This is a genomic window from Companilactobacillus furfuricola, assembly GCF_003946325.1.
Classification (GTDB): domain Bacteria; phylum Bacillota; class Bacilli; order Lactobacillales; family Lactobacillaceae; genus Companilactobacillus; species Companilactobacillus furfuricola.
The window spans coordinates 39,365-54,284 of the sequence record NZ_RHNT01000012.1; the positions used below are offsets into that span (position 1 = coordinate 39,365).

The 14,920-nt window shown below is 38.5% G+C and carries 12 protein-coding genes; 5 read left to right on the top strand and 7 right to left on the bottom strand.

The features are described from left to right. Positions 1–42: 42 nt before the first annotated feature. Positions 43–756, top strand: a complete 714-nt coding sequence (locus EKM78_RS05530) for an SLAP domain-containing protein (RefSeq protein ID WP_125770197.1) — start codon at positions 43–45, stop codon at positions 754–756. 238 nt (positions 757–994) lie between these two features. Here EKM78_RS05530 and EKM78_RS05535 read toward each other — a convergent pair whose 3' ends face one another. Together EKM78_RS05535 and EKM78_RS05540 are read right to left on the bottom strand one after the other, a co-directional pair. Beyond that, positions 995–2,335 (bottom strand): glucose-6-phosphate isomerase, encoded by a 1,341-nt coding sequence (locus tag EKM78_RS05535; protein ID WP_125770199.1) that lies wholly within the window; start codon positions 2,333–2,335, stop codon positions 995–997. Between the two features lie 49 nt (positions 2,336–2,384). Next, the gene (locus tag EKM78_RS05540; protein WP_125770217.1) at positions 2,385–3,014 is read right to left on the bottom strand and encodes a VanZ family protein; all 630 of its coding nucleotides are present in this window, start codon (positions 3,012–3,014) and stop codon (positions 2,385–2,387) included. A gap of 109 nt (positions 3,015–3,123) precedes the next feature. Between EKM78_RS05540 and EKM78_RS05545 the strand changes: the two genes are divergently transcribed. After that, a complete protein-coding gene (locus EKM78_RS05545; RefSeq protein ID WP_125770201.1) occupies positions 3,124–5,271 on the top strand; it encodes an LTA synthase family protein in 2,148 nt (715 codons plus the stop codon). 67 nt (positions 5,272–5,338) lie between these two features. Then, a complete protein-coding gene (locus EKM78_RS05550; RefSeq protein WP_125770203.1) occupies positions 5,339–5,560 on the top strand; it encodes a hypothetical protein in 222 nt (73 codons plus the stop codon). Between the two features lie 223 nt (positions 5,561–5,783). On the opposite strand, the gene EKM78_RS05555 is transcribed toward EKM78_RS05550, so the two are convergent. Together EKM78_RS05555 and EKM78_RS05560 are read right to left on the bottom strand one after the other, a co-directional pair. After that, positions 5,784–7,271: a sensor histidine kinase gene (locus EKM78_RS05555; RefSeq protein WP_125770205.1), complete on the bottom strand. Its 1,488-nt coding sequence runs from the start codon at positions 7,269–7,271 to the stop codon at positions 5,784–5,786. A 2-nt stretch (positions 7,272–7,273) separates the two neighbouring features. Continuing rightward, positions 7,274–8,023, bottom strand: a complete 750-nt coding sequence (locus EKM78_RS05560; protein WP_125770207.1) for a response regulator transcription factor — start codon at positions 8,021–8,023, stop codon at positions 7,274–7,276. 100 nt (positions 8,024–8,123) lie between these two features. Here EKM78_RS05560 and EKM78_RS05565 point away from each other — a divergent pair, with 100 nt between their 5' ends. Next, a complete protein-coding gene (locus EKM78_RS05565) occupies positions 8,124–8,906 on the top strand; it encodes a Cof-type HAD-IIB family hydrolase (RefSeq protein WP_245994789.1) in 783 nt (260 codons plus the stop codon). 60 nt (positions 8,907–8,966) lie between these two features. Here EKM78_RS05565 and EKM78_RS05570 read toward each other — a convergent pair whose 3' ends face one another. Together EKM78_RS05570 and EKM78_RS13070 are read right to left on the bottom strand one after the other, a co-directional pair. Then, complete coding sequence (locus tag EKM78_RS05570; RefSeq protein WP_125770209.1) at positions 8,967–9,962, bottom strand: zinc-binding alcohol dehydrogenase family protein; 996 nt, start codon at positions 9,960–9,962, stop codon at positions 8,967–8,969. A 229-nt stretch (positions 9,963–10,191) separates the two neighbouring features. Next, positions 10,192–10,854, bottom strand: a complete 663-nt coding sequence (locus EKM78_RS13070) for a hydrolase (protein ID WP_245994790.1) — start codon at positions 10,852–10,854, stop codon at positions 10,192–10,194. A gap of 389 nt (positions 10,855–11,243) precedes the next feature. Here EKM78_RS13070 and EKM78_RS05580 point away from each other — a divergent pair, with 389 nt between their 5' ends. Next, entirely contained in the window at positions 11,244–11,792 is a 549-nt protein-coding gene (locus EKM78_RS05580) for an NADPH-dependent FMN reductase (protein WP_125770211.1), read from the top strand. 93 nt (positions 11,793–11,885) lie between these two features. Here the strand turns inward: EKM78_RS05580 and EKM78_RS05585 are convergent, their stop codons facing one another. Then, entirely contained in the window at positions 11,886–14,600 is a 2,715-nt protein-coding gene (locus EKM78_RS05585; RefSeq protein WP_245994791.1) for a glycoside hydrolase family 3 protein, read from the bottom strand. Positions 14,601–14,920 lie beyond the last annotated feature (320 nt).

Sequence of the window (14,920 nt, forward strand, 5' to 3'; positions counted from 1 at the left end):
AAATAATACAAACAATCAATATAAAAATGGGGGATTAGAAAAATGAAAAAAGAATCATTTTTCATTGCGGGTACAGCTTTATTAGCAACTGCAATATTTTTCACAACTGGTAATACAGTAGATGCAAGTGGGATTGCTACAACCAAAGCAAATGGTCACATTGCTCAGCTTTATCAAAACGATGGTTCTTTAGCAACTCGCGGATTGGCACCAAATACACCGTGGGCGGTTGGAGAAACGATTTTATTAAATAACGAAACATATTATCAAGTTTCGACCAACGAATACGTGGCCGCTTCAGATGTTAATTATGTGGTAGGGAACAACGACAACGTGACTGTAACAGTACGTACATATAGTGCACCTGTTTTTAGCGATGAAACTAACATGCAATCCGGTAGCTCACTTCCATATAACACCTCGTATAAAGTAAATCGAATTGTTACAAATCAATATGGATTTACTTTCTATCAAGTTTCAGAACATGGATGGGTTCAAGCATTGACGGTAAATGCAAATGGAACTCCTGGAAACAATGAACATATTGATGATTTTAATCCAATGAAATATTCTAAATGGACTGCATCTGCAGATGAAAATCGAGATGTTTTAGTAGCACAAGGTGCCGATGAATATTTAGTTTCCCAGGTACCAGATGAATTTCTAGAAATGGCAGGAACAGTAACCAATCTGCAAGGTGGGGATGCCGGCGGATTCTACCGAATGGTACAGGATTCATACAAAATTAATTACTAAAAATATTTATATAATTTTTCATATCACTTGCACTTTAATACAAAAAAATAAAATCAATCATTTAATTAGTTGATACAATTAAATAATTGATTTTTGTGATTACGTGAACCTGAGTATGTTCGTAATCGATGACCTTACATTCTACTTTTTCAATTTCCAGCTCCATGAAAGAATCAGTAATAAATGTGTAAAAAAACGCCTGGAGCAAAAGCCCCAGGCGCAAAACAAAATTTATATATTATAGACGTTTGTTTAATTCTTTACCAAGTTCTTCAAAACCAGGTTTGCCAAGTAAACCAAACATGTTCTTCTTGTAAGCTTCAACACCTGGTTGGTTGAATGGGTTGATACCATTCAAGTAACCTGAAACGGCAACAGCAGCTTCAAAGAAGTAGATCAAGTAACCTAAAGTAAAGGCATCTTGTTCTGGAATGTGGATACTCATAACAGGTACGCCACCATCGGTATGTGCAAGGACAACACCTTCGTAGGCACGCTTGTTAGCAAAATCCATCGTCTTGCCTTCAAGATATTTCAAACCGTCAAGGTCTTTTTCTTCTTTAGGGATCTCAATATCATGTCTAGGCTTGTCGATCATAACTACGGTTTCCATCAAGTTACGACGACCTTCTTGAATGTATTGACCTAATGAGTGAAGGTCAGTTGAGAAATTAGCTGATGAAGGATAAATACCTTTTTGGTCTTTGCCTTCTGATTCACCCATTAATTGTTTCCACCATTCGCCTAAGTATTGCAAGTTTGGTTCGTAGTTTTCTAACAATTCTGTTGTGTAGCCTTTACGATACAAGATGTTTCTTGTTGCGGCATACTTGTAAGCTTCGTTCTTTGTAAGATCATCTGAAGTATAATCTTCACGAGCTTTAGCAGCACCTTCCATCAACTTATCGATGTCGATACCAGCAACGGCAATTGGCAATAGACCAACGGCTGAAAGTACTGAGAAACGACCACCAATGTCATCAGGAACAACAAATTCTTCGTAGCCTTCTGCATCAGATTCGCTCTTCAAAGCACCTTTAGCACGGTCAGTTGTAGCAAAGATACGTTCTTTAGCGCCTTCTTTACCATACTTAGCAACTAACTTAGCTTTTAATACTCTAAATGCGATCGATGGTTCTGTTGTAGTACCAGATTTGGAAATAACATTGATACTGAAATCACGATCACCAATTACTTCGATCAAATCTGCAAGGTAGTTAGGAGAAATTGAGTTACCAGCAAAGTAAACTTCTGGTACATCGCGTTCATTTTTAACGTTATAAAATGATGAACTTAGAAAGTCAATTGCCATACGTGCACCGAGGTATGAACCACCGATACCGATACCAACAAAGACTTCTGAGTTGGATTGGATCTTCTTAGCAGCTTTCTTGATACGAGCAAATTCATCTTTGTCGTAATCTTTTGGCAAATCGATAAATCCACGGAAATCTTTACCTGCGCCAGTACCTTCACGTAATTCTTTATCAGCAGCAGTTACCATGGCTTGCATTTCGCCAAGCTCATTTTCATGAATAAATTTGCCTAATTTTGAATCATCAAATTTAATGTGTGTCATTCTTCTCTTCTCCTTCAATATCTCTAAAAACTAGATTAATCATTTTTCATCATAATTTCAATTCTTTTATACGTTTTTTCACAATATGACAAATAAAATATAACAGAAATCCGATTGCAGTTCCAATTGTATTACTTATGACATCATCGATATCAGTAACTCCAGTACTTAATAAAAATTGTAGTGTCTCGATCGACACGGAAACGAGAGCGCCAATAATGACTACATGCCAAAAGCCACGGTTTCTCTTGCCGAGTAGCGGTATGAAAATACCCATCGGGATAAACCAGCCAATATTACCAAACAAATTGTAGTAAAAATCAAGCGATGATTTGGCTCCTAGCAATTTAAAAGTTTCCACAAACGGAACCAAGTTAATATCAGACAATGGCCGATGCCAATAAAATTTAAATTGCCACAAGAAGTACCCATCACGGAATACTGTCAAAAAGAATAGTAAGAAGACGTAAAATGCGAAGGTACTTACCCAAAACTCATGTTGAAACGAGGTCTTTTCTTTTTTGAAGCGGAGCCAAATAATTCGAAGAAAAATAAAAAACAACGTGTATAATATTGCTTTATCCGCTCCAAAAAAAGATAATCGGATAAGAGGAAAATGATTAATTCTGGTTGCGTAAAGATTTGCTATATAATTGTATAGCGGGCCTAAAAATATCATATCTTTCATTCCCTCTCAATTTTTATATAATGAATATTATACTTGCAATTAAATCGTTTGTGGATTAATTGCCCAATTTAATAAGTAAACTTTAACAAAGGATTTATAAATGAATAACTTAAAAAAGTTTTTGAATAAACGTGTAGGTTTTATGACCATGCTGATCGTTTTTTTATGGATCAAAACGATCATTGCCTACTACCTAGACTTCAAGCTAGGCGTGGCTGACCCGATCCAACACTTTATTTTGTGGATCAATCCGTTTGCCACTTCTATCTTTTTACTAGGTCTAGCTTTATACATCAGCCGACCGAAAATTTCGTATATCGTTATGGGCATTATTTACGTCATCGAATCGGCGTTATTGTACGGTAATATCTTATACTACCGGCAATTCACCGATTTCCTATCCGTAAATACCATTACTGGCGCTGGGAAGGTCTCTAAAGGACTCGGTGCCAGCGCTGCCAGTATGGCTAATCCCCACGATATCATTTATATTGTCGACTTCATTATCATTCTAGTATTATTTTTGACACATTTCATAAAAATCGATCAATCTAAGTTTAGAAAATTAAATGCGCTAGCAATTTCAATGTTCGGCATCATGCTTTTCTCCTTCAATTTAATGCTGGCTGAATGCAATCGTCCACAATTACTAGGACGCACCTTTGATCGTTCGTACATTGTTAAATACTTAGGATTCAATTCTTACTTGGGATACGATTCGATCAAAACGGCTCAAAATAGCCAAGTTCGATCGTCAGCGGTGGGAACTGACATGGATCATGTTTTAAAATACACTAGCGACAACTATGCAGCACCAAATAAGAAATACTTTGGCAAAGCTAAGGGTAAGAATATCATCATCATCCATCTGGAAAGTTTTCAGCAATTCCTCATTGGCATGAAGGTCAACGGACAAGAAGTAACACCATTTTTAAACAGTCTTTATAACGATAAGAACACTCTCGGGTTTGACAATTTTTATCATGAAGTTGGTCAAGGTAAGACTAGCGATGCCGAGACGATGCTAGAATCTGGCCTCTTCGGGTTGCCGGAGGGTTCATTCTTCACCAGCTTAGGAACTGACAATACTTTCCAAGCTGCCCCAGCGATCTTAGGTCAAAAAGAAGGTTACACGAGTGCGGTCTTCCATGGAAACATCGGTAGTTTCTGGAGCCGAAACGATGTTTATAAGAATATGGGCTATGACTACTTTTTCGATGAATCTTACTTTAACCAAGAAACACCAAATTCAGCTATGCAATATGGCCTTAAGGATAAATTGATGCTCTCGGAAAGTGTCAAATACTTAGAGCAATTGCAACAACCGTTTTATGCTAAATTTATCACAGTCACTAATCACTATCCATTCCAATTGCCAGAAGAGGATGTCACTGGTGATTTTACTAAACCTGACACCGACAATACGACTGTCAATGGATATTTTGAAACAGCTCATTACCTCGACAGTTCACTGAAAGAATTTTTCCAATACTTGAAAGACAGTGGGATCTATGATAATTCGATGATCGTCTTGTATGGCGATCATTATGGCTTGTCGAACAGTCAAAACCCTGCCTTAGCTCCACTGCTGGGTGCTAGTTCTGAAGACTGGAACGATTTTGACAACGCTCAGTTGCAAAAAGTTCCGTTCATGATCCATATGAAAGGCCTTAAGGGGGGCATTGATCACACCTATGGTGGCGAGATCGACGTCTTGCCTACTATCCTACACTTAGCTGGTATCAACACTAAGTCTTATATAGAGATGGGAACTGACTTGTTGTCGAAACAGCACAATTCGATCGTTGCATTTAGAAACAAGAACTTCATAACTCCTCGTTATACTGTTTTAAGAAATGCTGACGGCGATAAAGATGTTTATTTGAATAAAACTGGTGAACTGGTCGATCTCACTGATAAGCCAAAGTTGAAGAAGAAAATTCAGAAGTGGCAACAGACGGTCAACGAACGACTGCAGATCTCTGATACGGTCAATAATAAGAACTTGTTGCGTTTCTATACGCCAAGTGGCTTTACGCCGATCGATCCGAAGAATTATGATTATTCTGACCAAATTCAACGTTTGCTTGATACGCGATCGGCTTTAGGTTTGAAATCTACTAGTATTTATTCGAAGAATAATGATCAATCGACTACTTCCTTGTATCATACTGATGCTAGCGAGCTGAATGGTGATCGTTCTTCGATCGATAGTTGGGATTATGTTAAGAGTAATAGTCAGAAATAGGTTTATTAAATAAAAAAGTTCAAACCAGCAATTTGGTTTGAACTTTTTTTATGGATTGAATAGAGCTATGGCAGACAGAAGAGTTTTGCTTGGGGCACCTTTTGTTAGTTTGTTGAGGTTGGAGGTAGTAGTTTGGTTGCTACGTTCAATGCCGACTCCGGGGCCCGGGGATACAGACGCTGGAACGTGGTGGGCACATTTTGAACCAATCGAGCAAAGTACGCTCGCTTGTTTCAAAACTGCACCTTCATCTAAGCTCCTTCGTCGCCAAGATGAATTTCACCACTGAGGTCTGTATCCCCGGGCCCCTCCGTCTAGATGGAGACAATATTCCCCTCTTAGTTGAGATTTACCGATTTATTTTGATCAAATTGGCACTTTGTGCGCGTCCTATTTCTCACATGTCTATCTCAATTCCTTATTTGGTTAGTAAAAATCGGTACTTTTTGATTTTTCTTTGTTTCTTTTTTACTTGATGTGGTGGAAATAATACTTTGTATTTCATTTGAGAACTACTTATCAGCCTGTTTATGTTCGTATCCTTCATCGTAGAAGTAGACGACGAAGGTGCTTCCTACGTTTGGTTTGCTGGCGACTTCGATTTTGCCACCGTGGTTTTCGACTAATTGATGGACTATGGATAGGCCTAAGCCGGATTCACCGTACTTGCGATTCTTTCTTGATGGATCTGCTTTGTAGTATCTGTCCCAAATGTTTTTGACTTGATCTGACGACATTCCTACTCCGGTGTCTTGGATTTTGAAGACTGATGCGTGATTGTCTTCTTCGCGATAGCCACGGACTACGATATCACCATTGTTGGTGAATTGGATCGAGTTTTGAATTATATTGAACATTACTTGAGTGAAGCGATCATAATCCGCAAAGGTATTCAGTTCTTTTTCTGGTGTTTCTAGTCTTAAGTTGTCGCCTGCTTCTTTCGCTTTTTTGGTTAATTGCGATACGATGTCGTGCAATGGTACGTTTGCATCGAATACTCGTTTTGCTAAAGTGATTTGATTCGTCCGGATCTTTTCGTAGTCTAGATTTTCATTGACTAGTCGGATCAAACGATTTGTTTCATTTCGCATTAATTCGATACTTTGGCCCTTGGACTCTTCAGGAATGGCATCATAAGCTAATCCCTCTAGAAGCCCATTAATGGTCGTCAGAGGCGTTCTCATCTCGTGTGAAGCATCAGCCATGAACTCTTTTCTACGTTGTTCTTGACGCTTAATTTCTTTATCTGAGGCCTCTAGTGACTTGACCATGGTATTAAAGTCATCAGCTAGGTCATCTAGCTCATCGCGGTTCTTACTTTCGATATGGACTGAAAAGTCGTTGTTGGCAACTCTTCTGGTAGCTCCTCTCAGTCGGTTGATCCGGTTGACTTGATATCTTGAGAGTAAGAAACTGAGAATGATGGCGGCTAATAGTGAGATCAATAATGCTATATAAAGGCGATTGTTGATCTCGCCAATATTCGTCTGCAATTGACTAACATCTGACCCTGCCCAAACAGCTGCAACTAGTTTTCCATCTTTGAACCAAGGGGTCAAAACGTAGACATAATTCATATCAGGATTCTTTTTGAACTTCGGATTCCCATCTTGATCCGCTTGTCGCGAAATGTTACGGACGGTTTTTCCCTGTTTCAACTTGTTCCAGTACTTCTTCTTCAAATGAGTGGAAGTTCCCGCAACTGAAGATGGATACACTTGCGTGTTGTTATAATCAAAAATCGCAAAACGAACATTTCGATCCGACAAAACTTGCTCGACCATCGAAATATTATCATCAGTGATATTGTGGATCCGCCCAGTATCCTGGTCCGTGGTCAAAGCGATTTTCTCTAGATTGCCGGCATATCCTTCGAGGTCACGGTAAGTCTTGTTATATTCCCAAGTGGTGGAAGTACTAGTTACGGTGTACAAAATAATCCCTAAAGTAGTCAAAATAACTACTAAGAAACTCAGCATATTTTGATAAATTAATTTCATAATTATTTAGCCTTTACTTCAGAGTCGTCAAACTTATAGCCTACTCCCCAAACTGTTTCGATCACTTGTGGACCGACTTTTTCGATCTTTTGACGAAGTTTCTTGATATGGGCGTCAACGGTTCTTTCTTCACCAAAATAATCATAATCCCACACTTGTTCTAGCAATTGCTCACGTGAAAAGACCCGTTTGGGCTTGCTAGCTAGCGTTTTAAGTAAATCAAATTCTTTGGGTGTCAAGTCAGGGATCTCTTTACCACCTAGATAAGCTTCACGAGTTCCTGCATTCAATTTGAAAAAGCCGGTATCGATGTCAAATTCTTCATTGTTATCTTCTGAACTGGTATCATTGGCAGGATTGTTCTTTGAAGCTTCCTCGGCGATGTTCTCGCTACGACGATGGATAGCCTTGATCCTAGCGATCAATGTGATCGGACTGAATGGTTTCGTCACGTAATCGTCAGCACCAAACTCAAGTCCAAGTACTTGGTCACTTTCACTATCTCGAGCCGTTAACATGATGATCGGCACCGTCTTAGAGACAGCGCGGATCTCTTTGGCAACTTCCATGCCGTCTTTTCCCGGCAAGTTGAGATCTAAGGTGATCATATCCCAGTCGTCTGGTGATTCATTGAATTTCTCGACAGCTTCGTTTCCGTCATAAGCAAAAGTTGCATCCCAATTTTCTTTTTGGAAAAACATGCTCATCATTTCGGAAACAGATTTATTATCTTCAATCATTAATATTTTCATATGTATTAACTCCATTCAACATTTCAGAAATACCCTATATCATTTGGACAAAAGTTGTTAAGATGTAGGAGTACAAAATTTTATTAGGTTGGTGAATACTTTGACATTGCACAACGACTATAAAGGGACTGTCTTTTTCGACTTGGATGGTACATTAATGAATGCCAAATCAGAAATTGACGATTCAGTTGCAAATGCCGTTCATAAATTGCGCGACAATGGTTACTTACCCGTAATCAGTACTGGACGTGCAACAAACGAATTACAACACGTTTTAGGACCCACAGGTATTGATTCTTATATTACTTTAAATGGCGCATTTATCAAATCTGGAGACCAGTTGATCTATGAAAGTGAAATTTCTAATGAAACGATCGAATCAGTGATCAAAGCTGCTCAAAACTTCGGTGACACGATTGCCATGCACACAGGTGATACTACCAAGATCTATGAATACAAACCGATCGTGACTGACTTTTATGCTTCCGTTCACATCGAACAACCAGAGGTGGATCCTGATTTCTACAAACACAATAAGATTCCAATGATCATCGTAGTTTCTCACGAAGGTCCACAACGTTATCAAAAGCTGTTTCCCGATCTGAATTTCTTCAAGACTGGCAAATTTTCTATCGATACTGTTCAGAAAGATGTTTCAAAAATGCATGGTATCAAACACTTGCTCAAGGGCATGGACTTAGAAGATAAGCCTGTTTACGCCTTCGGTGACGGTGCTAATGACGTACCGATGATCAAATTTGCTGATCACAGCGTTGCCATGGGTAACGGTATCGACGAGGTGAAACAACTTGCTGAATTCGTTACGACTGCAAATACTGACAACGGGATCGTTAACGGGTTGAAGCACTTTGATTTAATTTAATTAATTGAAAAATGGCAATATTCGCATAATGAATATTGTCATTTTTTGTTGGAAAAAACTTTAACTTAAAATTACTACTTTTCCCATCATATGACCTGCTTCGACTAACTCGGTCGCTTTGCGGATGTTCTCCACATTGAGCCCTTGAAATACTTTGGTAGTCGTTGATGTTATCTTACCATTATCTAAATCTTGCGCCAATTGGGAAAGGTAATCTCCTTGAGTATACATGCTATCAAGTTTGAAGAATGCTTTCGTAAACATCCACTCCCATTTGAAGTCGACTGATTTTTGCTTCAAATCGGCAACCTTTGATTCATTCAGATTAGTTATCGTAGCGAATGTTCCGAATGGCTTGATCAATTCGACAATTTCCTCCCAGTGCGGATCGTTGTCACTCAAGCCGACGATGAAGTCAAGATATTGATAGCCAAGTTCACGAATTTGCTTGATCAAGTCCTGATGATGATCGACTACTTGATCGGCACCTAGCTTTTTAACGAAAGCAACTTTTTCATCACTCGATGCAGTGGCGATAACTTTCAATCCTGCCAAATGTGCTAGCTGAGTTAATGTGGAACCAACTCCCCCGGCACCATTGATGATCAAAATCGTCTTATCACTGTTGTCAGCTTTTGGATCAATATTTAGTTTCTCGTATAATAATTCACTTGCAGTTAAAGTTACGAGTGGCATTGCCACGCTGTCAGCAATTGATGTCTTCTTTGGAGCTTTGGCAGCAATATTTTGATCGACTAGCTCGTATTCTTGGTAACTACCGTCTCGAGAATAATCTCCAGCATAAAAGACGATGTCATCCTTTTGAAACTTCGTTACCTTGGCTCCGACATCGACCACCTTTCCGTAGCCATCGTATCCTAGTATCTTGGGGCCGTTGAAACTACCAGTCAATTTCTTGCGTGTTGCAATATCAACTGGGTTGATCGATATCCCCTGGACTTCGACTAAAATATCGTTAGGTTTGCATACTGGCAAGGCAGCATCAAATTCCGATAAACTATTTAAATTACTATCAGTAACGCCATATATTTTCATGGTAGTTCCTCCTTTTGTTATCTTTATTTTACAACAAAATAGCTCTTTCATATTTTGTAATTGAATTTTCAATATCATTTGAATCCAATCACTTTTATCATCCCAAAATAAACCATAAGAAAAAGGACAAATTCCGGCATGGAATTTGTCCTTTTGAGTTAATCGTTATTTCACTTTAAAGATCATGATTGATGCTTGACCAATGTTGTTCTTCGTTATGAAAATATATTTAGACGATCTCTACCGTTGCGCTAGTGATCCCGTATGATGGAACCGCACTGTTTGGCATGGCGACGTCTATTTGTTGTGGATTTGAATATGCAAATGTTCCTGTGTCATTGACAGTTCTGTACCAAACGTCTCCTTGAGCAGTAGTGATCTTGATCCTTGTTCCTCTTGGCAAGACGCTTAAATTAGCAGCTACTCCGTCGTAACCCATATTTGAGCCTAACACTGCTGGGTCGTAAAAACTGACTTTGAAAGTTCCAACTGATGTTGTAGCGGGTTGTACTTGTTCTTGCATTGTTGCTGGTTGTGATGTTTGAACTGGTTGAGCTACTGGCTGTGGTTGAACTTCTTGTTGTACTGGTTCAGATACTTCTACAGCTGGCTCTTGTGTTTCTATCTCAGGCATATCAAAGTCTTTTTCACTGCCTTTGATTCCTGGCATGAATTCTTTGTTACCAGGTAACGAAATTTTTTGATTTAATTTATTTTCATCTTTGTTAGAGTCATCAAGGTGGTGTCCCTTGATTGCTTCTTTGATGCTAACAGTAGTTTGAACATCATCATTTTTATTTGCATCAGCAGATACGTTTGCTGAATACCCCATAAAACTAACAAATATTAGCCCTGTAAAAAATAAGGCTTCTAGTTTAAATTGCTTTATCAACTAATCCCTCCGATTTGTTTGAACAACAGAGAGAACTATACAAGATTTATGTTTCATTTATATTACACGAATAATAAATAAGATTGCAGGACAATTAGATTTGTAATAATTGTGTAATATATGTCATGATGTCGTTTTTATTTTTCAAAAAAATGAGTTTTTATGAAATTTTAAGATATTTATCTCATTTAAAGAAATCAATCTTTTTATCATATTTGACGTTTCGATATCATATTAGAACGATAAAATATTTTTTAAAAAAATCACATTATCAAAAATATTCTCTAAAATCATTAATTACCAATATTTCAATTACCGAGAACAATCTTTTGTCAAAAAATTTTTTTTATGCTAACTTGAATTTAACCTATAAATTTGGAGGAATGCATATGTCAAAAAAAATCGCAGTTTTAGTAGGTAGTTTGAGAAAAGGATCATTTTCCAAGCAAATCGCAAAGAATTTGGTAAACTTGTTGCCAAGTGATTATGATGCAGAGTTTGTCGAAATTGGTAATCTTCCACTTTACAATGAAGATATCGATACTCCTGAAAATGTTCCTGCTGAATACACAACGTTCAGAAATACGATGAAAGAAAAGGATGCTGTACTATTTGTTACACCAGAATACAACCGTTCCGTTCCCGCAGCTTTAAAGAACGCTTTAGATGTTGGTTCACGTCCTTATGGCCAAAGCATTTGGGATAAGAAACCAGCCGCTGTAGTCAGTGTCTCACCTGGTGCTATCAGTGGTTTCGGAGCAAACCACCACTTGCGTCAATCGCTTGTATTCTTAAATATGCCAGTAGTACAACAACCAGAGGCATACATCGGAAATGTTACTAACTTATTAGATGATAACGGAAACGTCGATGACAGAACTAAAGGCTTCCTTCAAAGCATCGATGACGCTTTTGTCGACTTAATCAATAGATATTAGAATACTAAGGAAATGATATTTTCCTTAAATATATGAAACTCAAAAAGGTATCTAAGATCAATATACGATCAGAGATACCTTTTTTTTTATTAATTATTCAGCTGTAAAATAATCTACCAAATGAGAACCGTGATTATAAGGAACAGATGCTTCATCGATCATTTTCATGAATCGATCAGACTTCATGATCACCTTCAAAATGTTCATCGCCGACTTTTGCAGGTCACCGATGTAAAGTGAATTGTTATCCTTAAAGCGGCCTGAGATCAGCAAGGTATGTTGATCTAGAATCTGTGCTGTTCCTGCATAGATCATGTCTAAAAGTGATTCATCGATACTGTCAGCATCAGTCAGATCGATTTTCACTACTTCAACTCCCTCAGGATCAGGAATGAAATCGTTCCACAATTCAATTTCATCACTGCTGAATGTTGCAACGTCAAATATTTGTCGCTTTTTAATGATGCCAAACTTGTCGAATTCCGGACCAAGATCAGCAATCGCTGCTAAAAGTTTATCTTGACTTGCACCTGGCATGATCAGGTCGTTACCGGCATGCATACTTGCTACTGGATCGGCCAAACTATACCAGTCGGTCATGACTAAGCCTTGGAAATGCCATTCGTCACGTAAAACATTAGTTAATGATTCAAAGTTTGCACCCGCAAAAGTTCCATTAACTTGATTGTATGAACTCATAACAGCCATTGGTTGTGCGGATCTAACTGTGATCTCAAAATTTTTCAGATAGATTTCTCTTAATGCTTGCTCACCAACGACACTGTTACCTGTATTTCGCTTAGTCTCTTGATTATTGGCTAGGAAATGCTTGATCGTAGCGCCAACACCGGGATTTTCTTGAACGCCGTTCACTTCAGCAGCAGAGATTGTCCCCGACAAGACTGGATCCTCCGAGAAGTATTCAAAATTACGCCCACCTAAAGGATCACGATGAATATTCATTCCGGGAGCTAGCCACATGGTAATACCGAACTCCTTCATTTCTTTTCCAACGGCCGAACCTAACAATTTGATTAAATCTGTATCCCAAGTTTGCGCTAGCATTGTGCCAATTGGCCAAGCGGTCGCATATTGATACTGTGTTTCCCCTGATTCATCTTGATATTTTTGCGTCAGACGAAGACCCGCAGGTCCATCAGCATTAACCGTTTTAGAGATCCCAAAGTTTAGATTTTCTACAGTCTCTCCAGCAGCACCTGGTACTGACTGGGCACCATTACCGACGATGCTGACTGTTTGTTCAGGAGTTAAGACACCTTCAACTAGATCGATCAATTCTTGATCTGACATAGAAGCCACGAATTGTTCGAGCGAGATTTTCTGATGGTAAACATCGACCAATTTCGGTGCATTAGCTGTTTCCAATCTTTGAATCGTTTCATTCAACCCTTTACCTGGTAAGGATCTTGAACGATCAAGAAAAGTCGTTACTTCATTTTCATCGTGATAATTAGCCACTTCTGGACCGGCAAAATTTTCCGCATTTAATAGGAAGAAAGGTACTTGTTTTGTTTGTTTGATTTTGACGTTATTTGAACGTAGTATCGTTGGATCAGTCTCCGGCAATAATTTATGCTCCAGCTGAGAGACTATCACATCTTCGTCTAAGCGAAATTCTGCAATAACCTCGGTATTTTTCGAGCTGTTGCCTATGCGAATTATGTAAGTTCCGGCGACTAATGTAAAAGCAGCCGTCGATTCATCAAAAACAGCTAAATTCTTGACTGGTACAGACAATTTTACAGTCTGTTCTTGTTCAGGATATAGCGGCTTTGTCTTAACAAATCCCACCAGACTTTGATATGGCGTCGGAATATTTGATTGCGGATTAGACACATAAAGCTGAACGACTTCGGCACCACGATAAGTCTCACCAGTATTTTGCACTGAAACATCAATGTCAATTGTTTGCTCATTGACATGAACATGCTTTGTTTGAATGAAAAAATCAGTATAGCTTAAACCAAAACCGAATTCATATCTTGGTTCAATGCCAAAACTATCAAAATATCGATAGCCGACATAAATACCTTCTTGATAATGTGGCTCTTTTTGACCAAAGCTATTAGCTGTGTAATAGTCTTCATATTGCTTTGCCCAAGTATCTGTCAATTTTCCCGACGGAGTTTTACTACCATCCAAGACATTGGCAACAGCACGACCTGCTTGCATACCGGGTTGTGAGATCAACAATACGCTATCTAACAGTGGACAATCTTCAACAAAGGAAGTATCGATCACTCCACCAACATTTAACAAGACTACACTGTTCTCATAAAATTGGCTCATAGCTTGAATATTAGCCAATTCATTTTCAGTTAATAAAAAGTCTCCCGGCTCATTCTTACGATCTTGCCCCTCACCGGCACTTCGGGAGACAACATAGATCCCTGTCTTAGCCTCTGGAAATTCTCCGATTTCTGGATCATCCATTGAAAACGCAGGAGCTAAAATAGCTAATAACGAATCTTTATTTTTATCGTAATAATCACGTTTATTCTTTTCATAAGCACGCTGGTAACGTGTTAACCATCCTTTTGATACGATTTGGAAACCAGCATCTTCTAATCCATCAATAATGCTGATCACATGTCGCTGATTAACATCACTAGATCCAGTACCACACTTCACAACTTCAAAGGCTCCACTTCCAAAAAGTGCGACCTTGTGATTTTGTAACGGCAACACATTATTTTTATTTTGTAGTAGCACCATCCCTTGCTCGGCTACTTTTTGAGACAACTTTGCATTGTTGACCTCACGTTGAGACATCTTGCTTTCCATCATCCATACTCTCCTTTGGTGGAAATTATACCTAACAATAATTCTACACTTTATAGGATGATAATCGAACAAAATACCACGAGAAAATATTATCAATTAGTGAATTTATAAAAAAAAGAAAAGATGCTAATCATTTTTATGGTTGGCATTTTTTTGATTGGTTAGGTTGGTGGTGGTAGTAGTTTGGTTGTACGTTCAATGCCGGTTCCGGGTCGGGGCGCTATATGGGACTGGAACGCTGCCGACTGCTACAATTTTTTTAACCGGACAGATGAAAAACAATAATCAGTCCGGGAGACGATAACAATGAGTAGGAAAAATAA